We start from the raw sequence: 21,711 nt of genomic DNA on the forward strand, positions 1-21,711 counted from the left end.
AAACTTTTATGAAACCTATCACATATAAAGGGGAACCACAAGAAGAACTCAATGTAGCCATTATACAGATGTCTTTGGAACATCTTAACCCGGCAGAAAATGCCCACGTCATAGATATTCTACTCAAAGATCTCGAACCGATAGAGGATGATCCCATCGACCTTATCGTACTGCCGGAAATGTGGAATACCGGGTATGTAACCGGAGATGAAAAGATCGAGTCCGAATGGTTTTACGAAAGTCTGGAGTGGATGAAGCAAAAAGCCCAACACTACAACACCGCTATCTTCGGCTCCATGATACATATAGAGAATGATGTCCGTACGAATAGAGGGGTGTGGGTATATCCCAACGGAGAGACTCTATACTATGACAAGATGCACCTTTTCGGCCCGGGAGGAGAAGCCAAACACTTTTCTTCCGGCTCTGAACGCTTGTTGGTAGAGTATAAAGGGTGGAAGCTATTCCCGATTATCTGTTATGATCTTCGCTTTCCGGTATGGTGTCGATGGACCAAAAAGCATGATTATGATGCAATAGTCTGTGTGGCAAGCTGGCCTCAAGCGCGTCGTTCTCCTTGGAAAGCTCTTCTAAGAGCAAGAGCATCTGAGAATCTCTGCTATGTTTTGGCTTGTAATCGTGTGGGCGTAGACAGCTACCGACAGGTGTATAGCGGGGATAGCCGGATAATAGACCCTAAACTTTCGTTGGTGAAGAAACTGAACAAAGGAGAGATAGGCATACTATTAGGACGTATAGACAAGAGACAGGTAAGCGATCTACGCAAGAAATTTCCTGCTCTGGAAGATGCCGACGAGTTTACACTACACTTCTGAGTTAATCCGTAAGGCAATATAGAGAATGATTCTGAACTATATTTGGATCGGTTTTTTCGTCCTTGCTCTGATTGTCTGCCTTGTCAAGCTGATATTTACGGGCGATATAGAGACCTTGAATGAGGTATCTAAGGCTCTTTTTAGCAGTGCTACCACAGCTTTTGAACTTGCTCTCGGTCTGTCCGGAATACTTACACTCTGGATGGGACTCCTTAAAGTAGGGGAAAAGAGCGGGATGGTCTCTGCTTTGGCAAAAGGAACATATCCTTTCTTTAGAGTGTTGTTCCCCTCTCTACCCAAAGATCATCCTGCCCTGGGAACCATAATGCTGAATTTCTCTGCCAATCTTTTGGGAATAGATAATGCTGCTACTCCTCTCGGATTGGAGACAATGAAGCATCTGCAAAAAGAGAACAGCACTACACCGGATCGCATCTCGGATGCCATGATTATGTTTCTCTGCATCAACGCATCCGGTCTTACACTTATTCCGATCTCGATCCTGATGTACAGGACAACCATGGGAGCCGCTGTGCCGACGGATGTCTTTATCCCGATATTCATTGCCACAGCAGCCAGCACCCTGTTTGCTATATGCGCCGTAGCTTACAAACAGAAGATTTCCCTCTTTCAACGAGCGTTTCTGATACCCTTATTGATACTGCTGTTCGCCATTGTACTCAATTTTATTCCTTGGGGCGGTGATGGAGAAGTAAGTGGAGAGTCTCTTCAAAAAATATCTGCTCTCATCGCCAATGGTATTATCTTATCTGTCGTTGTAATATTTCTCGTATATGGATTATGGAAAAAGCTGGATGTCTTTTCCGTTTTCATAGAAGGTGCAAAGGAAGGATTCAAGACAGCGATCAATATTGTTCCATATCTTGTAGCCATTCTTGTCGGAGTGGCAGTCTTTAGAGCTTCGGGAGGGATGGATTATATTGTTTCCGGTATAGAGGCTTCTTTTCGCTTCTTCGGCTTACCAAGCGATTGGGTTGGAGCACTTCCAACCATGCTGATGAAGCCTCTGAGCGGAAGCGGAGCACGTGGACTGATGATAGATGCCATGCAAAATTATGGCGCAGACTCCTTTGTCGGAAGACTTGCTTGCATGTGTCAGGGAGCATCCGACACTACTTTTTATATCATTGCACTCTATGCCGGCAGCGTTGCAATACGTAACACGCGCTACACTCTTGGCATCTGTCTGTTGTCCGACCTTGTCGGCATGATTGTCTCAGTACTGTGCGCCTACTTTTTCTTTGCTCCTTAAAAGAGATATGAACAGGTTTCCGATAGGTATATTCGACTCCGGATATGGAGGCTTGACGATATTAAAGGCTTTAGAAAAGGCTTTTCCTCAATACGACTTTGTCTATCTGGGAGACAATGCGAGAGCACCATACGGTCCAAGATCCTTCGAAACCATCTATAAGTTTACCTCTGAAGGCGTAGCCTTTCTCCTTAAAGAAAAGAAGTGCAGGCTCATTATCTTAGCTTGTAATACAGCATCCGCCCGAGCATTGAGGCAGATACAGCAGACCTCTTTTCAGCCTTGGGCAGAAGAGGGATACCGTGTACTTGGAGTCATAAGACCTACAATAGAATCGCTTGCACCTTTCAGCCGGACGAAACATATCGGTCTTTTGGCAACCTCAGGCACGGTAGCTTCCGAAACCTATCTTCGTGAAGGAGAAGAGTATGCCCCGGATCTCACTATCATACAACAAGCATGTCCGATGCTCGTCCCCCTTATAGAGAGTGGCGAATGCCATTCTGAAGGGACACGTTTCTTTGTCAAGACCTATCTTGAAGAGCTTTTGAGTAAAGATGTGGAAATAGATACCATTCTACTGGCATGTACTCACTATCCGCTTATCAAAGAGATGATCTCGAAGATTGTTCCTTCTCATATCACTATTCTGCCACAGGGAGAGATTATAGTGAACTCTCTTAAATTCTATCTTGAACGCCATCCCGAAATGGAGCAACTACTCTCCAAAGGAGGGCAACACCTTTTCTTTACAACGGAAGAGTCTCATGCCTTTGAGCAGGCAGCTCGTCAGTTTGTCGGAAGAGCCATTTCTGCTACGACAGTCAATATTGCCGGAATGACTCTTGACAGAGATTGCTGATCCGTTTTTTCCATACCACTGCTTATTTCGCACACTGTTTTTCTTTCGATAAGATCAGTTCAGAACATAAAAAAGTCTGCAAACCTCTCTATCTCTACAGATAGACAAAGTTTGCAGACTTTTATTCTTTAAGAGTTTGGAGTGTCTCTCTTCTCTTTCTTACTTCTTAAGGTAAGCAGTAAGCATCCAAACCAATTTTTCTTGTCCTTGAAGATACTCTGAAAGTAGTCCTACAGTAGTATCGTCTCCATTTTCGGCAGCCAAAGCAAGTCCTTCTCTTTCGATCTTTATGAATAGAGAGATAGATTCCAACACCTGCTCTACAATATCGTTTTCGTTGCTTACGTTTACAGCTTGCTTAAGCGTAGCCAACGATTCGATGTCTTTGTACAAACGTACAGGAGTACCACCAAGTTGGAGGATACGTTCTGCGACCTCATCTATATTCTCTGCGAGTTCATCGTACATTTTCTCAAGCTGTTCGTGAAGGAGAAAGAAAGAACGGCCTTCTACATGCCAGTGAAATGCTCTAAGGTTAGAGTAGTAAATGTGGAAGTTTGCAGCAAGCTGATTCAACTTCTCTACTGCCTTTACAGTATAGGCTTCATTCAAGTGAAGAAAATTTGTTGTTTTCATATCTTGTAATTATTTAGTTATCATGTTTATAGTGCAAAGATACAAATATATACATGCAGATACAACAGATACAGTCTATAATAGTATAGACAAAATCTAAAACTCGCTTGTGAAGTGGAAACGAATATCCGGGAAATCCTGCCTTGCCATCTGAAGCACGTATGGAGAGTCTGCAAGATAAACGTCTCTTCCCTCTCTGTCGACAGCCATATATTGTGCCTTACGCTTCTTAAAGTTTTCAAGGATGGCAAGATCATCGCTCTCTATCCAGCATGCTTTGTAAAGGCTTACCGGCTCCCAGCGACACTTTGCCTGATATTCGTGCAAAAGTCTATACTCTATTACCTCGAACTGGAGTTGCCCTACCGTTCCGATAATCTTACGACCGTTGAACGTACTGGTAAAGATCTGAGCAACGCCTTCCCCCATAAGCTGCTCAACTCCTTTCTGTAGCTGTTTAGTGCGCATGGGATCCGCATTTTCAAGATACTTAAACATTTCCGGAGAGAAGCTGGGCAGACCTTTGAAATGAAGTATCTCTCCCTCCGTGATAGTGTCTCCAATCTGGAAGTTTCCCGTATCGGGCAGACCGATGATATCCCCTGCAAATGCTTCGTCCACAGTCTCTTTCTTCTGCGCCATAAAGGCAGTAGGACTGCTAAAACGAAACTGTTTTCCGAGAAAACGCATATGGGCGTATGGTTTATTCCGCTCAAAGCGACCGGAGCATATCTTCAAGAACGCAATACTACTGCGATGATTCGGATCCATATTGGCATGAATCTTAAATATAAATCCGGTCAATGCCTCCTCGTAAGGATCTACGATTCTCTCTATTGCATCAATAGGTCGGGGCGAAGGCGCAAGGCGGACAAAACAGTCGAGAAGCTCTTTCACCCCGAAATTGTTCAGAGCAGAACCGAAGAATACCGGAGCCACCCGTCCTGCAAGATAAGCCTCCTCATCAAGCGAAGGATAAACTTCCGAAAGAAGCTCAAGATCATCCCGGAGCTTATCTGCCTGTGCATCAGAAATGTGTTGGGTCAGTTCGTCGGACTGCAAATCATCTATGTGTACACACTCCGTCACCTGCTGTTTGCTCGGTTTATAGAGATCCAATCCGCCCACATATCGGTTGTAGACTCCTTTGAAACGTTCTCCGGAATCTATTGGCCATGTTTGAGGAGAGACGGCAATACCGAGTTCGTCCTCTATTTCATCCATCAAATCGAACGGATCCCGTCCTTCGCGGTCCATCTTATTGACAAAGACCATCACGGGAGTATGTCGCATACGACACACCTCCATCAGGCGGCGAGTCTGTTGCTCGACCCCTTTGGCAGAGTCCACCACGATGATTACACTATCCACAGCAGTAAGTGTACGGTAAGTGTCTTCGGCAAAATCCTGGTGACCGGGCGTATCGAGGATATTCACTTTATACCCTTCATACTCAAAACCCATGACAGAAGTCGCTACGGAGATACCTCTTTGTTTTTCTATCTCCATCCAGTCACTGGTTGCGCTCTTCTTTATCTTATTGCTTTTTACTGCGCCGGCTATATGTATCGCGCCTCCGAAAAGGAGCAGCTTTTCGGTCAGAGTAGTTTTCCCCGCGTCGGGGTGAGAGATTATCGCAAACGTCCTGCGACGTTTTATTTCTTCTATATAAGACATCTGTATAATATTCGTCAAAAAGGAAAGATGAGGCTACTCGAAAACCTTGTTCTCCGAGCCTCTTGGGTTGTAGCTTATTCCTGATTGTACACCTGCTCCAAAGAGCTTTTCCAGTCGTGTACCGAGTCCGGAAGTATTGCCTCTATCTTACTTGTATCCAATACACTGTATAGAGGACGAACAGCTACCGTGTCATAATCTTTTTGCAGACACTTCTCCATGGACAAAGAAGCTGTTTTAGGATCCAAATCCAATATGGCACGAGCAAAATCGTAACGAGAGACAGCGCCTCTGTCGGCAAAGTGATAGAGACCGAACGGAATCTTTCCCTCTTTGGATTTGATGCGCAAAAGAATGCGTATGATAACGTGTGCAAGATTGAGTGCAGAAGTCGGGCTTCCGACTTCATCCGTAACGAGACGCAATTCACCCTGACTAAGGGCTACTCGCCGTATCTTGGTGTAAAAGTTGTTGCCATAAGCGGAATAAAGCCATGATGTACGAATGACATACGAACGCGGACAAGACTCCTGCACAGCAACTTCTCCCTCATGCTTGCTCTTTCCATAAGCATTGCAGGGAGCGGCAGGATCTTCCTCTTTCAGTGGTGAAGAAACCGGCTCTCCACCGCCAAAGACATGATCCGTACTGATGTGCATCAAAATCTTCCCTTTATTATGACACAGTTCGGCAAGGAACTTGGGTACCTCATAGTTGATTCTCCGCAATTCGTCCGGGTTATTCTCGGCGGCATCCACCGAAGTAAAAGCTGCGGCATTAAGTATCACATCCGGCTTATAGAGGTCAAAGAAGCGTTGGACATTGGCTCTATCGCTCAGTTCTATCTGGTCTCTTGTCGTTGGTAACCACTCTATCTCATCATTCGGAGAGTAGTTCCGCATGATAGCGTTCCCCAACTGACCTGCGGCTCCGGTAAGCCACACTCTCATCTTTTTCTTTATTCTGCTCATATCTGCCACAAAAATACAAAAAGAAAGGGATATTTTCGTGATTCTTTCTACATCTTTGAGCGCAAAAATATCTCATTAAAAACTCATAATTAGAGAGTTGTACAACAAACAAGAAAATACTATCTTTGGAAAAACCTTCAATACTATGGCAAAAATATTAGACACCCCACCTCAAGAGGTACAAGAGAACCTCAACACACTTAAGAGAGATCTGGATGAAAAGATTCCATCCAAAAAGTTAGACAAAAACCTGCTTATTGCCAGCTGGAACATTCGTGGTTTCGGCGACCTGACACGAGAATGGGCAAGCAAAGAGGACGACTCCCCCAAACGAGATCTGCACTCCACCCTCTGCATAGCAGAGATCATCAGAAGATTCGATGTTGTTGCCGTGCAGGAGGTCAAAGCCAACATACGGGCATTAAGGGATACGCTGAAAGTTTTAGGAAGCGACTGGTCCATGATCCTTACGGATGTCAATAAAGGCGATGCCGGCAACGGAGAACGGATGGCGTACCTCTTCGACACAAGAAGAGTAAATCTTTCCGGGCTTGCGGGCGAACTCGTCGTGCCGGATCAGTGGCGAAAAGGTGTTTCGGAGAATGTAATGACGGAGCAGTTCGTACGCACCCCTTATGCCGTAAGCTTCAGATCCAAGAATCAGACCTTTATCCTCATCACTCTGCACGTGATCTACGGGAAAAAGTCTAAGGACAGACTCGGAGAGCTGAAAGGGATAGCCCAATGGCTCTCCGGTTGGGCAAAGGACGTTAATGCCTATCACCAAAACCTCATTGTCTTAGGAGACTTCAATATAGATGCTCGTGGAGATCTGCTGAACAAGACTTTCCTTTCGGAGGGGCTCTACGTCCCGGAGGATTTGCAGAATCCGGAGGTTACCCGTTCCATATTCGATAAAACCAAATTCTACGATCAGATCGCATGGTTCAACGGCAAAGATGGAGAGCCGAAACTCTCTTTGGAGTTTGTCCGAGGCGGTAGTTACGACTTTGTTCCAACAGCTTTGAACAATAGAGGACTCTCCAAACAGCAACTCTCATTCATGATTTCGGATCACTATCCGTTGTGGGCAGAATTTAAGCTCTAAGCCTTCGGTACAAAAATATAAAAATACCAGCCGGCACACTCTTCTCAAAAAGGTATATGGGGTGGTACTTTTATATAAAAACGAGAGCTGAATTTTCCCGAATACAGAATCTCTTCTTCAATCGTTTTTGCTCCCGCAACACACTCTGAAAAACCACAACAAGCTAATAGATAGAGAGATAAAAGAGAACGTCATCTTTCAAACTTTTCTCCTTTCAGTCGGATTTAGGTCTCGTTTCACACACAATAAAAGTTAAAAACAACACTCCTAATCGTAAATATTCTCTAACAACAAAAATTGGATCAAAGAGGGCAAAAACAGGAGAAAACAGCTAAAACACTAATAATCAAACAAGTAATCAAATTTTCTAAACACGTTAATCGAATCCGGTAAACGTGTTTAATGAATTCACTAAACGTGTTCATTGAAAAATTAAACACGTTAAGCCGACAAAATATGCTCGTTTAGCGTTTTGGGTGAACAAGTATCGGAATTTATGTTAATAAAATAACCCTAATTTAACAATTCGGTCGTACTCTGAAAACGACCCCTCCGATCAAAATAGAGAGCAAGAAAAAAGGGGGCATTTTTCGGGATGGAATATATAAAAATGAAGTTTGAAAATCTCCTCCAAACAGCGAGTAAAGAGAGCAAAAAGAAGATAAAGAAGGAGTTATTATATAAATCCCTCATGAAATCCAAGATATTATTGCTATATTTGAGACCTAAGAAAAAAAATGAAAAAAAGAGATTTCACATATGGAATATCTATGGAACTTGAAGAGCTTGACCTCGGAAGAGGAGCGAGTTGCGGCGGAGCTGTCTTCGTCCTCGATGCTTCTACCCATGGTCGCGAAGCTCTTTGTCCAGCGAGGTGTTACTACTCCAGAGCAGGTACGGATGTATCTGCAACCGGAGATAGAGGATCTGCACGATCCGTTCCTTATGCTGGGCATGCGAGAAGCCGTGGACCGTCTCAACAAAGCCTTAGGGCAGAAAGAGAGGATCTTAATATATGGAGACTACGATGTAGATGGAACCACTTCGGTGGCACTGATGTACAAATTTCTCCGGCAATACACAACCCAACTCTCCTACTACATACCGGAACGCTACAATGAAGGCAGTGGCATCTCTTTCCAAGGCATAGACCATGCCGAGAGAGAGGGGTGTAAGCTAATGATTGCACTTGATTGTGGCGTAAAGGCAGTAGAGAAAGTGCTATATGCAAAGGAGAAAGGAATAGACCTTATTATCTGTGATCACCACGTCCCGGATGCAGAACTTCCGGACGCTGTGGCTATTCTCAATCCCAAGATACCCGGCTCCACATATCCGTTCGATGAGCTTTCCGGCTGCGGTGTGGGGTTCAAACTCTTACAGGCATTTACTATCGACAATGGAGGTGATCTCCGTCAAGTCTATGATCTATTAGACCTCGTGGCAGTGAGTATCGGCGCAGACCTTGTAAGTCTTACGGGAGAAAATAGAGTAATGGCTTGCCATGGGCTGAAGATTCTGAACAAAAATCCGAGACTCGGACTGCGAAGCATCATGGATGTCAGTGAGATAAAGACCAAACGAATAACCATGAACGAAGTGGTCTTTAAGATAGGTCCGCGAATCAACGCATCGGGAAGAATGCAAAATGGAAGGGAGTCTGTGGATCTACTTCTTGCCGCAACGGCAGGAGAGGCACGCAAGATGACCAAAAACATAGATAGCTACAACTCCCAACGCCGAGAGTTGGATAAGTCCATCACCGAACAGGCTTTGGAAAGAGTGGAAACAGAGACAGCCACAAGTCCTACAGGAGAACCTCTTGCCAAACAGAAGATTATAGCCCTTTACGATCCGTCATGGCATAGAGGCGTGATAGGTATTGTGGCTTCCAGACTTACCGAGCATTTCAACCGTCCGAGTATTGTCCTCACTCAGACCGGAGGCGGAGAAGATTTGGTCTGTGGCTCGGCAAGAAGCATTGGCGGATTCGATATGTATGCCATCATAGACCAGTGCAAAGATCTGCTGATCAACTTCGGCGGACACACTTATGCCACCGGCTTCACGCTCCATAAGGACAACGTGGAAGCCTTTATACAACGGATAGAAGAGCTGGGAGAGAAAGAGGTGAGCAATGAAGTGCTTACGCCCCAAATCAACATAGACTTGAATATCAAGCTCTCCGATATTACTCCTACTTTCAGAAAGCAATTACGCGAAATGGCACCCTACGGTCCTCACAACGAGAAACCGGTATTCCGCACCACAAATCTGGAGCTTGCCTCCTCGCCCAAGTTTATGGGAAAAACAAAGAGCCACGTGAAGCTGGCTCTTAAAGAGGATGGAACGGATGAGATATTCAATGCTTTTGCCTACAACTCCCAATATAAGATAGAAGGATATAAGAGAGGAGCACGCATCGACATCGTCTATACCATAGAAGAGTATAGCCGTATGGGTAAGAATATGGCGCAACTCCTGCTTCTTGATTTTAGAGTACTTTCCTGATGGTACGGCAGTCCGTCAATGATGTTGTAAGTGTATCCCCTTTGGATATACTGCGACGCTATTGGGGTTACGATGAGTTTCGCCCGATGCAGGAAGATATTATCCGCTCCATACTGAACGGCTACGACACTCTGGCACTCATGCCTACCGGAGGCGGTAAGAGCATTACCTTTCAAGTGCCGGCTCTTATGTTACCGGGCATTACCGTCGTTATCACTCCCCTTGTAGCCCTGATGCGAGATCAGGTAAGCAGGCTTCAAACATTGAAGATCAAGGCAGAGTATCTCCACTCAGGGATGTCGTCCGGAAAGATTATAGAGGCTCTCGACAACTGTCTCTATGGGGAATACAAGCTGCTATACGTCTCTCCGGAACGGCTCGTATCCGAAACTTTTCTGCGCAGAATAGCCAACATGGATGTCTCTCTCATTGTCGTAGATGAGAGCCACTGCGTCTGTCAATGGGGGTACGACTTTCGCCCCAATTATCTTAAGATAGCCGACTTCCGCGCTCACTTCCCCGAAACGCCGGTCTTAGCCCTCACCGCAACGGCAACGATAGAGGTGGTTGCAGACATTCAGGATAAACTGATGTTTCGGCAACCGGCAAAGCTGTTCCGGCGGAGCTTTTACAGAAAAAACCTCAGCTATGTTGTCAAAACCACGACAGACAAATTGTCGGATCTGGTAAACATACTCAACAGCGTCAAGGGATCGGGGCTGGTATACGTGCGTTCACGAAAGAAAGCAAAGCTCTATTGTGATCTGCTCAACGAGAACGGTATAGATGCGGCATACTTTCACGCCGGTCTTTCGCACGATAGCAAGGTTAAGAAACAGAAAGCATGGATGAACAATGAGACCCGAATAATGGTCTGCACAAACGCTTTCGGTATGGGGATAGACAAAGAAGATGTTCGGATCGTGGTACATCCTGAACTTCCTACCGCTTTGGAGGACTACTATCAAGAAGCCGGACGGGCTGCGAGAGACAATAAACCCTCGTATGCCGTTCTGTTATTCGATCCGGCGACAGACCTTTCTGCCGTAGAGAAAAGAGTGTCAAGCGGTTTTCCCCCTCGAGAAAAGATACAAAAGATATATGGAGACATCGCCAGCTTTTTGCAGATAGCGGAAGGAGCCGGGACAGGGCACCTGTTCGAGCTGAATATTTCTCTCTTCTGTCATCTGTTCCGACACTCTGTACTGGAAGTGCATGCCGCTCTTTCGCTCTTGGATATAGCAGGATATATAGACTTTGAGGTGGATCAGAATATGCCATCAAGAGTGAAGATCACCCTCTCCCGTCATGAGTTGTACCAAGTGATGGACGAGGCTTCAGATCTGCATTACAGGGTAGTGGAACTGCTACTAAGGAGTTATACCGGTCTGTTTACAGAGCATGCCATAATAGACGAGCCCAAACTACGCACACAGTTGGATATGGATGCAGATACTTTTTACGGAGCCATGCTGCATCTTAACAGGTGGGGCGTTCTGGACTATATACCGGGAAAGCGAGCATCTTATATCCGTTACAAAAGACCGCGATGCCTTCCGGAAAGCATACATATCTCCTACGACAGCTACGAAAAACGACTACAAAAAGAACGCGATAGAGCCAAAGCCTCTATCGCGTATGCTTCCGGCTCGGCAAGGAAATGCCGTTCGCAGGTTCTTCTAAACTATTTCGGGGAAACTCACTCCCTGCCTTGCGGTTTGTGCGATGTGTGTCGGGAGAGGAAACCATCCAGACTCACCTTTCGCACAATGGAGGTTATTCTGGATTTTCTATCACAAGCCTCGCTGCCGATAAGCCTGTCCAAGGTGTGCAAATCCCTCAATGCCCCGAAAGAATATATCCTTCAAAGCATCTCTTTTGCAAAGAGGGAAGGTCATCCTTATGAGGTTCGGGAGGATGATATGATATTGAAAAAGAAATAGGAAACAGATTAAAGTATCACAATCTTCATACCCGGATTCTTTCCTCGTACTTCCGGCATTTCGGTAAAGAAGTCGTACTTGATCTCCACATTCCCGATACGGGAGATTCTGTCCGAGCTGAAATCATAATCTATCCGGTATGGTCCTATCTGTTCTACCCTGTCGTTGCTGAACTTGTACTTGATCGCGTATGGACCTATCTTCTCCAACTTGTTGTCCCTAAACCGATACTGCAGTTCCCAATTACCTATCCGAGCCAGACGACCGCGATAGTCGTATGAAAGTCTTGCATATCTGTCGTTGTTTTCCCTCATCACGTGATCATAAATGACCCTTCTGCGACGAAGGATTTGAAAGTTGGTCAGCTGTCCTTCCACTATCATAAAGCGAACTTCACCATTGATAGTGATATGTGCAGACCTTCCGGTCGGACGAGGTCCGAACGTAAAGTCGGGTTCTTCATCCCTATCCCATTCATCCAGATACTCCCATGTTCCATCGGCATGAAGCAGTACTTCTTCGCCATCTCTGGTTACGGCTATCTTTTGAGCATAAGCAGACGCTGTCGTTCCAAGCACAAGAAAAAACAGGATAAGAATCGAATGGTATCTCTTCATGGCTATGTACAGTTTACTGTTAGGTTTTCTTTTCCGGTCTCTATGCGATCTCTTCACGATCGCTCTGTGGCAAAGGTAAAAATAAAGGGAGAGCTTTGCAAGACTCATACTGTTACTCCCTTATTTTACTATCTTTGTTTTCAACTTATATCAGAATTACAAGTCGATGACAAACAGACAACAAAACGATATTATAGTAGCCATAGACGGACATTCTTCTTGTGGAAAAAGCACTATGGCTAAATGGCTTGCCAAAGAGACAGGATACAGATACATAGATACCGGTGCCATGTTTAGAGCGGTAACACTGCACACCATGCACAAAGGTCTTTGGGGAACAGACGGGACAGAACCTATCATCTCCGATGTGGAGAAAAGCCTCGGCGATATTTCCATAGACTTTAACCCCGAGAACGGACACACGCTTCTCTGTGGACAAGATGTTGAGCAGGAGATAAGGGGCATGGAAGTCTCTTCCAAGGTTTCGTTTATCTCCACAATACCTGCAGTGCGAACACTGCTCCTGGAACAGCAACGTACCATGGGTGTTCAAAAGGGAGTCGTTATGGATGGAAGGGACATCGGGACGGTGGTATTTCCGAATGCCGAACTAAAAGTATTTGTAACGGCAAGTGCGGATGTCCGTGCCGAAAGACGCTTCAATGAACTGACAGCAAAAGGAGAAAAGGTCTCTTTTGAGGAGATCCTTCACAACGTTCAAGAGCGAGACCGGATAGACTCATCCCGTGCAGTAGCCCCTCTTAAACCGGCAGAAGATGCAATCATGCTCGATAACAGCGATCTTTCGATAGACGAACAAAATGAAATCATGCTGTCGTACTTCCACGACACCCTAAAAAAAAAAGTTCCTCTAACAGATCCCTCAGCATAGAGATAGATGAAGGATCCGGCTTCTGTTTCGGTGTAATCAATGCGATAAAGCATGCAGAGAAAGAGTTGGAATCGGGAGAAGCACTCCAATGCCTTGGGGATATTGTTCACAACAATCAGGAGGTGGACAGACTCGAAAAGAAAGGTCTCAAAACGATTGACTACTCTAATTTTAATACTCTAAATGGCGGCAAGGTTCTGTTTAGGGCACATGGCGAACCTCCGGCAGTATATGAGTTTGCCCGCCAACACAATATCACTGTGGTTGATGCCACTTGCCCCGTCGTATTGGCACTTCAACGCAACATCAAACGCACCTTTGAGAAAACACGAGATATAGATGCACAGATTGTCATATTCGGAAAGCACGGACATGCGGAAGTGAATGGTCTTGTAGGGCAAACCGGAGGAAAAGCCATTGTAGTGCAGAACATGAATGAAGTTTCCAAGATTGATCTCGACCGCCCTATCGTGTTATTCTCTCAGACCACGATGTCCATAGCTGGATTTGAAGAGCTTATCTCCTACATCGAAACCCATAAAGGTGCAGATGTCATATTCCAATACAAAGACACGATATGTCGGCAAGTTTCCAATAGAATACCTAATATCGAGGAGTTTGCCAAGAAAAAAGATTGGATCTATTTCGTAGCAGGAGACAAGAGTTCCAACGGCAAAGTCCTCTTCGGACACTGTAAAGCGGCAAATTCCAACTCCTACTTCATCTCCTCCGCAGAGCAAATATCAAAACCGCTACCACTATGGGTCAATAGCGTAGGTATATGTGGTGCAACCTCTACACCCAAATGGTTGATGGAAAAGATAGCTGAAAAAGTGGCACAGATCAATAACACAAAGCCCGAGCAGGCAGAACAGTAATCGAAATAAAAACGATACGAAAAAATCCCTAATGGCAGAAGGTCATACCTTGAAGCCATTAGGGATTTTACTTTATGCCCCTCTCAAGAAAAAGGATGTCTACTGCTGTTTGTCCGGATGTGCAGGTCTCTTTGTGGGAATGGCACCTCTATACCATTTGCATTAAATTCATTAAATATCGCATAGTAGAGTTCGCTCTTCAGCACTGTAGGTCTTTGGATGTAGGTAGAAGTCCAGACGATCAACTCAAACTTCAATGCGCTGTCTCCATACTCCACAAACCAAAAGTCCGGAGCCGGTTTACTCAGCACACCGGGGTGATTGCGAGCAACGTTCAATACAATCTCTTTCACTCTCTCCGGCTTTTCCTTATACGCCACACCCACCGGATAACGAAAGCGAACAAGTCTGTCGCTGTGAGACCAGTTGATCACATTTCCATTTATAAACTGTGAGTTCGGCACGATGACCGATATATTGTCATTCGTTACCACCGTTGTGGCTCTCATGGAGATCTCTACGACGTCTCCCGAGATATCGCCAACCTGAATGCGATCTCCCACTTTAATGGGACGTTCAAACAGAATAATGATACCCGACAAAAAGTTATTGGTGATATTCTGAAGACCAAATCCGATACCCACACCAAGTGCTCCCAAGAGCCAGCTAAAAGTACCAAGCTCGAAACCGGCTGACTTAAAGATGAGCAGAAATCCCAAAAACAGTATCAAATATCTAATGATGGTAACAATGGCTGCACGTGTTCCCCGCTCGGAGATACGTACCAAAAGTCTGCTATCCAAAAGCTTAGAAATTCTCCGTACAAGAAAGATAAGAACGGTGGATGCTACTATCAAATAAAGTAGCGTAAGCAGCGTAAAGGTGCTTCCCTTTACATCGAATATGACAAAGTTCATAATCTCCTGAAGCTTTGTCCAGATGTCAGTCATTGTAGTAGAAAGGTTCATAAGGTTAAAGATCATCTTAAAAATAAATGGAGAATTTCCCGTGAGAGTCATAAACAAAAATAGGAATAATATTCCACTTTCAATTCTGTTTCCATCACGGATATGAGACATTATGATGCCTATATAAATGAATTAAAAATGATTATCTTTGTTCAGTTTACCAGTAATAAAGGAAACACTCACAACAAAAAAACTATATCTTATGAAAGCATTTGTATTTCCGGGTCAAGGTGCACAGTTTGTAGGCATGGGAAAAGAGCTTTACAACAACAATGCCGAAGCCAAAGCCATCTTTGATAAAGCAAACGAAGTACTCGGATTCTCCCTCACAGACATCATGTTTGAAGGAACAGCCGAAGAGCTTAAGCAGACCAAGGTAACCCAGCCTGCTGTTTTCACTCACTCCTATGTTTGTGCCAAGATATTCGGAGCAGACACCCAACCCAATATGGTAGCCGGACACTCTTTAGGAGAGTTCACTGCTCTTGCGGTAGCGGGCGTATTGGAGTTTGAAGATGCACTTCGTCTCGTGTCGGAGCGAGCTCTTGCCATGCAAGACGCGTGCGATGTAGAACCAAGCACCATGGCAGCGATCCTCGGATTGGATGATGCTGTTGTAGAAGAGGTTTGTGCCGGTATCTCCAGCGGTGTCGTCATCCCGGCCAACTATAATTGTCCCGGACAAGTCGTGATATCCGGCTCTAAAGCAGCCATCGAAGATGCTTGTATCGCTCTTAAAGAAAGAGGAGCAAAGCGCGCATTACCTCTGCCCGTAAGCGGTGCATTCCACAGCCCATTCATGGAACCGGCTCGTCAACGTTTGGCGCAAGCGATAGCAGCGGCTACATTCAAGGCTCCGAAAGTACCGGTTTACCAAAACGTGGATGCTCGTCCACATACCGATCCGGAAGAGATCCGCACCAACCTGATAGCTCAACTCACAGCTCCTGTACGCTGGACACAGAGCGTACAACAGATGGTAGCTGATGGAGCAACAGAATTTATAGAATTCGGACCCGGCAATGTCCTTCAAGGTTTAGTCGGGAAGATTGCATCAGGAATGGCAACAAAGGGGTACTCATAAATAGTAACCGGTTTATGGTAAGAACACAGCAATAATTGTAACATAAACATAGAAGCTTAGAGGGTGTGCCCAAACAGTAATTTGTTCACACCCTCTTTCTTTTTGTTGATATTCGATGCCCGTTTTTGAATCGAGGCTGTGCCAAAGTTCAACTTTGACACAGCCTCGACTTATTTTAATTGTAAGATCTGGCCCGAGCACTATATCCTTTCGGATAATTTTGGAAGTCGAACCTAAACCTTCCAAGTTTTGTTTACCATCACATAAATCCTATATATCAATGCGAACAGAGAATGAAAAATTATTAAAATCTTTTTTCGATGCAATCTGATATGCAAAATCCAAAGAACAAATAGAGTATCTATACCCGGCTCCCATTGTATATTTTGAAAAGACTCCTTGGCGATAGTAGCCGGAGCGTAGAGCTATACCGCTTGAAGTTGAGGCTTCTAAGCCTACCCCTCCATACAGCGGATAACGTTCTGATGAATGAAGTAAGTAACTTCCCATTGCTGCCAAGGTCAATTTATACTTAGTTGAACATTGAACCGATACAGAGCTACCGATCTGAACTTTTGATGAAAAGAACCACTTCTGCTCAGCTTTAGGAGCAAATAAAGCACCAATATCCGCCATTTTTACGGTAAAAATATAGTCCGCCGGCAGTGTTTTGTTAGCTAAGTGGAATCTTCCCTTATAGGAACTACCAACTGAAGCCACAAGAGCCCTGCTAAGATCTCCATAATGACTCTGAAGATATGAAATTCCGGTAAAGGCTGATAGCTGTTTGGAAATCATGGTTGATGTCCCAAAATCCGCACTCCAAACGATAGGATGAATAGTGGCTCCTTCTCTTCCACTCATATCGACAGAGGGAATAAACAGCCCTGACTGGTACCTCATCCCAGCCATGATATTGAAGCGATCAGATATGGGACAACCTAATTCAATCGCATGTGTCTTAAGCCTTCCATTATCGCTCCGAGGAAGAAGTCCCAAGGAGTAATTGGCATAAGGTCCAACGGAAGCACTGCGAGAAATTGGCTGACTGCCATATAGACTTAAAGTATTACCTAAGCCTAAGTATGCCTCACCAAGAGCCGCCCCTTTTACATTGACATTTGTCTGTAACAGATCAAATATCGGTCTTTCTTGTGCGTGAACAGAAAGAGTGATACCACTAAATAAAAGCAGACCAACAAAAATATTCTTTATTCGTATCATTATCTTAGTTGATTTTTATAAAAGGACGCTTTACTCGCTTGCCATTACCCTCCACAATTAAGAAATAAGTTCCGGCAGAAAGATGCCCGATTTGAAGTGGAATCAATCTACCTTCTTCATTCTCTATTGATACATGTTGTAAAAGCATTCTTTGTCCGTTTTGAGAGTAAACTTCGACTTTGGCAGAATATATATCATCCGATAGTCTGACATTCAACTCTTTCTGAGCTGGAATCGGATAGACCAAATAGACAATATCATCCTCTACAAGTTGGAGATCAAATGGAATTCTTGCTACCGCTCCATGAGGATCCTTAGCTGTAACCTCCATGTGAACAAGCCCTTTCTTTTCCGCTTTTATTGATAATTTATCTCCATTTATCACCGGAATGGCAATTGTTGGATTATAGGAATGTGCCTCAAAGCTTAAATCCTCACCCTCAAAGTCTGAAAAATACTTCATCAACTCAAGTTCAAAAGAAGAAGCTTTGGTAATAGGTATTATTTTAGAAGAAATCTTCTCTACTACATTAGGTGCTTTATTGACTGCTACTGTGAAAGGAATATCCAAAACACTCCGACTAAAATCATTAAAGACTATCAGCTTGATGTTATATCTTCCAACAGGCAACACTCTGTGAAAACGGAATTTAATAAGATTTCCTTTCCTTTCAGCCTCTACGCCTTTTGTTTCTCCTTCTATTTTATACTTCCAATCATATCCGTCAGAATCTTCGACTGCAACATCAAGACACGCAGGATCCGATCCCACGAGAAGGATATCTTTATTGCTAGAACGGGAAAGTTTAGGAGGAATTGTTTTCAGAGTTGTAGAATGAAAAAAGTATGGTTTAGATTGATGTCCCCATCTGTCCATTGAAATAATAGCCATTGAATATTCAGAGTCTTGTTCAAGAGAAGATAGCCTATACTTTACAACATCTCCGGACTTAAGCTGAGGTTGGCAAATCTCAATTCTCTTTGCTTTCAAAATATTTTTCTCATTCAACTCTTTATCTTTAAGACAGCACAGATAGTAAAGAATGGCAGTTTCGTCATCTTCATCGGCAACTGCTCGCCATGTGAGGTCTAAATAGTTAGGTCCTCTTTCGACATTAACATTTTCAACCATCTCCGGCTTCTTGTTTTCATCTATGCTAAGGGCCTTTGCGGCATCTATAATCCCGATCCCTAATTTTCCCACAAAATTGGGATTAAAAGAATAAAGATCAAACGGTCTCAATGAAGAGAGCAAACGCTTCTTCAAATCTTCATTGGTAAAGCCTTTTCCTCCAAATTTTGAAAGAACCAAACCGGCAACTCCGGATACCAACGGCGCCGCTTGAGAAGTCCCTTGCATATAGCCATACTGATTGTCCGTAACAGTGCTTAAAATGAGAGCATCCGGATTTCCATAGTCATAATCCCCTCCAGGAGCAGCAATATCTACCCAAACTCCACTATTGGAATAAACAGCACGTTTTCCTGCCGGTCCGATAGAAGAAACTGCAACAACCCGGCTGTAAGATCCGGGAATATACCAGATCTCCTTCGCATTGTTACCTGCGGCAAAAACTACGACTCCTCCTTTCATCGGAGATCCAGAAGCTTGCTCTCCTGTTTTAGGATCTATACCCGCCATATCAATAAAATAGTCAATAGCCACTTTATATGATCTGGGCAACTCATCAGGACCCGAAGAGCCTCCCATTCCCCAAGAACATTGGGCTACTACGGCTCCATGCTCCGCGGCATAAACAAAGGCACGAGGTGCGGCAGCAGGATTATTTCCTTGATCGGAGAAGACCTGGCATGACATTATCTTCACTCCTTTCGACGAGACATCTCCACCTGCGACTCCCGCGACACCAATTCCATTCATCCGACGAGCTGAGATGATTCCTGCAACATGAGTTCCATGATCATCAGGCTCTATATTCCCATTATTAAGGACAAAATTATACCCATTCACATCATCGCCATACTCTCTTGTTTCCGGAGGATTGACCCAGATATTTTCTTGAAGGTCTTCATGAGTTACCTCTACACCTCCATCCAACACAGCAATGATAACATTTGGCTTACCGGTCTCTATCTCCCATGCAGCCAAAGAGTTGATATCTATCCCCTTCACATATAATGGAAGCTGTTGAACATTGGAGTGATGCCATTGATATGGGAGGCGGGGATCTGCTTTAGGATTTTCGGATCTTAATGCAAAAGAATTATTGGCTCGTATCGGTACACTCTCTGGTTTAATCGGCTTATATATAGGCTCTGTGTAAGAAAAGACATCCTTAAGATCTTCTGCGGATCTGCCGGCACGAAGGACAGTAGTTTTCTCTTTGTCAAACTGAATATCATACCAAAGATGAAGCCCTGCTGCACGCCTGTATTTCTCATAAGCGCCTCCATTTCCGGGGAATACAGGTGTCATAGACTTCGCACCAATAGATGAGAGAAAAAGATCGAGACTGGACGAGCCGGTTCTTAGGCCATCCTTATTTCCTGTTATGGAAAACTCTTTCTCCAACTCAGGAGTCAGCATGACTCTCAGATATCCCTCTTCTATAAAAGCTTTGTTAGATTCTATTTTTTCAACCTCCGGTTTATTATCTCCCTTATCGGGACGCTCCGGATATTCATCTTTCCGACATCCCATAACTCCTACTGCAAATACAATAAGTATTGCTACAAGATTTTTATGAGATACCATTTTCATTTTTATCTTTCTCATAGCAGCCTATTATTCTTGCATTGGGAGGAACATCATCATTACCGAAGGAAGACCGCCGTTAACCTCTTTCACAGAGCTAACACGAACTCCTAAAAGAAGCTTTTTCTCTTTATGTGGATAAAATCGTCCAAACTCATCTCCCGTAATGATAGGATCCCCAAAGCCTTCTTTTTTAAGAAGAGCCTTAAACTCATCTGTTGGGATATAATTATTCTGATTGGATCTATAGAAAAACTTGCTAATATCGTAAGTGAAACAGACCATATTGGCAAGCCCTTTACCATCTTGATTAAAGATGTAATATCTACCGATGTAGGTATTGTCATTTACATCAAAATAGTAAAAATTATTTGCAGACTTTTTTTCTGAGAACTTTCCACCATGAGTAGATTCCCATGCCACTACAGTATTAAGATTTGTATTTTTTGAAAGATCTCCGTATCCGAATGGCAACCTTTCAAAGGTTGGCATCGGTCCCGGTTGACGTCGAATGAAATTGAATTCTATTCTGGGTTCTTGACGAGGGACATCATAAATGACATTAGCTACGATTTCATAGCGAGTGCCATTGGGCAATTCCTTCCTTACGGCATACGCCCTCTCCTTACCATTATCTCCTTTCAATTCAAATCCCTCTTTAAGAAACAACTGATGAAATTCCGGTTCAATCAACATTGATTGTTCACGAGTACGCAAAGTAGCACCTATCAGTTGCTTTGTGCTGAAAGTATATTTAATATCCAGAATAATAGGACTTTTTACATTGTAAGTGTGGGATCCGCCATTTAGATAAGAAGAGTTATGTTCTACCGAATTTCCTCTCCTTTCCTCAAGTTCTTCCACTTCTGCCATAGTAGCTTCCGGGATCAATATAGGAAGGATGTAGTGAATCAATCCTTTCTGGAGGACTTCAATCTCACGTACTTTATCTCCACTTTTCAAAAAGATTTTTGCATTTCGCTCAGATGGGTCGTTGTTTTCTTCAACCTTTACAACAAGAGTATTATCTCCCGGAACATGTGAAAGTTGAATCCAACTTGCGTTGGTTTCACTCTTCCACTCCTTATTATTGGTAATAACGGTTATTCGAGTGGTGCTTTCTCTCTGCAAAAGGTCTATACGATCTTGAGATACTGATATTTCAGTAGGAACTCCCGCTTGAGCTATCGGGATTTTTCTCAACAATCCTCCTGCAACAACAGATACTTCCGCCTCTCTTTTCTGTACAGTCGTGTTCGGTTCAATATTTATGGTTAGTTCTCTACTCGTTTGATTTGTCTTTACCCACTCTGCATTGGAGAATGCTCCCCATTCTTTTTGGTTAGTGGTTATAACAATTGTTTTACTTCCTCCTTCTACAGAAAAGTCCAATGTAGAATAGTGCGAAAGTTCCAATTCGAGAATATCCATTTTAGAATGGTTGCAGCCCGATAGGATCAACAATAGTATAGTAGAAAAAATGAATAATACTTGTTTAGATTTCATTATTTGTAT

General features: G+C 43.9%; 17 protein-coding genes. 9 read left to right on the forward strand and 8 right to left on the reverse strand.

Features of this window, described 5'->3' with window-relative positions; all coding sequences use genetic code 11:
- The first annotated feature begins 8 nt into the window (after nucleotides 1–8).
- From JT26_RS04325 to murI, 3 genes are read left to right on the forward strand one after another with little or no spacing between them, the layout of a single operon-like run.
- Nucleotides 9–836 carry a nitrilase-related carbon-nitrogen hydrolase gene (locus tag JT26_RS04325; RefSeq protein WP_036846733.1) on the forward strand — a complete coding sequence of 276 codons (828 nt, stop codon included), beginning with the start codon at nucleotides 9–11 and terminating at the stop codon, nucleotides 834–836.
- 25 nt (nucleotides 837–861) lie between these two features.
- Nucleotides 862–2,109, forward strand: coding sequence for a nucleoside recognition domain-containing protein (locus JT26_RS04330; RefSeq protein WP_036846736.1), 1,248 nt, complete (start codon nucleotides 862–864; stop codon nucleotides 2,107–2,109).
- A gap of 7 nt (nucleotides 2,110–2,116) precedes the next feature.
- Nucleotides 2,117–2,971, forward strand: a complete 855-nt coding sequence (gene murI / locus JT26_RS04335) for a glutamate racemase (RefSeq protein WP_036846745.1) — start codon at nucleotides 2,117–2,119, stop codon at nucleotides 2,969–2,971.
- 159 nt (nucleotides 2,972–3,130) lie between these two features.
- Here murI and JT26_RS04340 read toward each other — a convergent pair whose 3' ends face one another.
- The 3 genes from JT26_RS04340 to rfbD form a co-directional block, all read right to left on the reverse strand.
- A complete protein-coding gene (locus tag JT26_RS04340) occupies nucleotides 3,131–3,607 on the reverse strand; it encodes a Dps family protein (protein WP_036846751.1) in 477 nt (158 codons plus the stop codon).
- 96 nt (nucleotides 3,608–3,703) lie between these two features.
- Nucleotides 3,704–5,284: a peptide chain release factor 3 gene (locus JT26_RS04345; RefSeq protein ID WP_036846755.1), complete on the reverse strand. Its 1,581-nt coding sequence runs from the start codon at nucleotides 5,282–5,284 to the stop codon at nucleotides 3,704–3,706.
- 74 nt (nucleotides 5,285–5,358) lie between these two features.
- Nucleotides 5,359–6,255, reverse strand: a complete 897-nt coding sequence (rfbD, locus tag JT26_RS04350; RefSeq protein WP_036847074.1) for a dTDP-4-dehydrorhamnose reductase — start codon at nucleotides 6,253–6,255, stop codon at nucleotides 5,359–5,361.
- A 145-nt stretch (nucleotides 6,256–6,400) separates the two neighbouring features.
- Here rfbD and JT26_RS04355 point away from each other — a divergent pair, with 145 nt between their 5' ends.
- From JT26_RS04355 to JT26_RS04370, 3 genes are all read left to right on the forward strand, one after another.
- Nucleotides 6,401–7,363, forward strand: coding sequence for an endonuclease/exonuclease/phosphatase family protein (locus tag JT26_RS04355; protein WP_036846758.1), 963 nt, complete (start codon nucleotides 6,401–6,403; stop codon nucleotides 7,361–7,363).
- Nucleotides 7,364–8,122: 759 nt separating this feature from the next.
- Entirely contained in the window at nucleotides 8,123–9,874 is a 1,752-nt protein-coding gene (recJ, locus tag JT26_RS04365; RefSeq protein ID WP_036846764.1) for a single-stranded-DNA-specific exonuclease RecJ, read from the forward strand.
- Complete coding sequence (locus tag JT26_RS04370; protein WP_036846767.1) at nucleotides 9,874–11,817, forward strand: ATP-dependent DNA helicase RecQ; 1,944 nt, start codon at nucleotides 9,874–9,876, stop codon at nucleotides 11,815–11,817. The genes recJ and JT26_RS04370 overlap by 1 nt, the downstream gene beginning before the upstream one ends.
- Before the next feature lie 8 nt (nucleotides 11,818–11,825).
- Here the strand turns inward: JT26_RS04370 and JT26_RS04375 are convergent, their stop codons facing one another.
- Nucleotides 11,826–12,542, reverse strand: coding sequence for a hypothetical protein (locus JT26_RS04375; RefSeq protein ID WP_036846770.1), 717 nt, complete (start codon nucleotides 12,540–12,542; stop codon nucleotides 11,826–11,828).
- A gap of 58 nt (nucleotides 12,543–12,600) precedes the next feature.
- Between JT26_RS04375 and cmk the strand changes: the two genes are divergently transcribed.
- Nucleotides 12,601–13,326: a (d)CMP kinase gene (cmk, locus tag JT26_RS04380; RefSeq protein ID WP_036846773.1), complete on the forward strand. Its 726-nt coding sequence runs from the start codon at nucleotides 12,601–12,603 to the stop codon at nucleotides 13,324–13,326.
- On the forward strand, nucleotides 13,323–14,204 hold the full coding sequence (locus tag JT26_RS04385) for a 4-hydroxy-3-methylbut-2-enyl diphosphate reductase (protein WP_036846776.1): 882 nt from the start codon (nucleotides 13,323–13,325) through the stop codon (nucleotides 14,202–14,204). The genes cmk and JT26_RS04385 overlap by 4 nt, the downstream gene beginning before the upstream one ends.
- An 83-nt stretch (nucleotides 14,205–14,287) precedes the next feature.
- Here JT26_RS04385 and JT26_RS04390 read toward each other — a convergent pair whose 3' ends face one another.
- Nucleotides 14,288–15,187 carry a mechanosensitive ion channel family protein gene (locus JT26_RS04390; RefSeq protein WP_036789831.1) on the reverse strand — a complete coding sequence of 300 codons (900 nt, stop codon included), beginning with the start codon at nucleotides 15,185–15,187 and terminating at the stop codon, nucleotides 14,288–14,290.
- Between the two features lie 187 nt (nucleotides 15,188–15,374).
- On the opposite strand from JT26_RS04390, the gene fabD reads away from it, so the two are divergent.
- A complete protein-coding gene (fabD, locus tag JT26_RS04395; protein WP_036789652.1) occupies nucleotides 15,375–16,256 on the forward strand; it encodes an ACP S-malonyltransferase in 882 nt (293 codons plus the stop codon).
- A 270-nt stretch (nucleotides 16,257–16,526) separates the two neighbouring features.
- Here the strand turns inward: fabD and JT26_RS04400 are convergent, their stop codons facing one another.
- Genes JT26_RS04400 through JT26_RS04410 form a run of 3 tightly spaced genes read right to left on the reverse strand, consistent with a single transcriptional unit; the run spans nucleotide 16,527 to nucleotide 21,702 of the window.
- Nucleotides 16,527–17,480, reverse strand: coding sequence for a hypothetical protein (locus JT26_RS04400; RefSeq protein WP_036846779.1), 954 nt, complete (start codon nucleotides 17,478–17,480; stop codon nucleotides 16,527–16,529).
- A 4-nt stretch (nucleotides 17,481–17,484) separates the two neighbouring features.
- Complete coding sequence (locus tag JT26_RS04405; RefSeq protein ID WP_036846782.1) at nucleotides 17,485–20,217, reverse strand: S8 family serine peptidase; 2,733 nt, start codon at nucleotides 20,215–20,217, stop codon at nucleotides 17,485–17,487.
- A gap of 9 nt (nucleotides 20,218–20,226) precedes the next feature.
- Nucleotides 20,227–21,702: a BACON domain-containing protein gene (locus tag JT26_RS04410; RefSeq protein WP_081966385.1), complete on the reverse strand. Its 1,476-nt coding sequence runs from the start codon at nucleotides 21,700–21,702 to the stop codon at nucleotides 20,227–20,229.
- Nucleotides 21,703–21,711 lie beyond the last annotated feature (9 nt).

This window comes from Porphyromonas sp. COT-108 OH1349, assembly GCF_000768755.1.
Classification (GTDB): Bacteria; Bacteroidota; Bacteroidia; order Bacteroidales; family Porphyromonadaceae; genus Porphyromonas_A; species Porphyromonas_A canoris.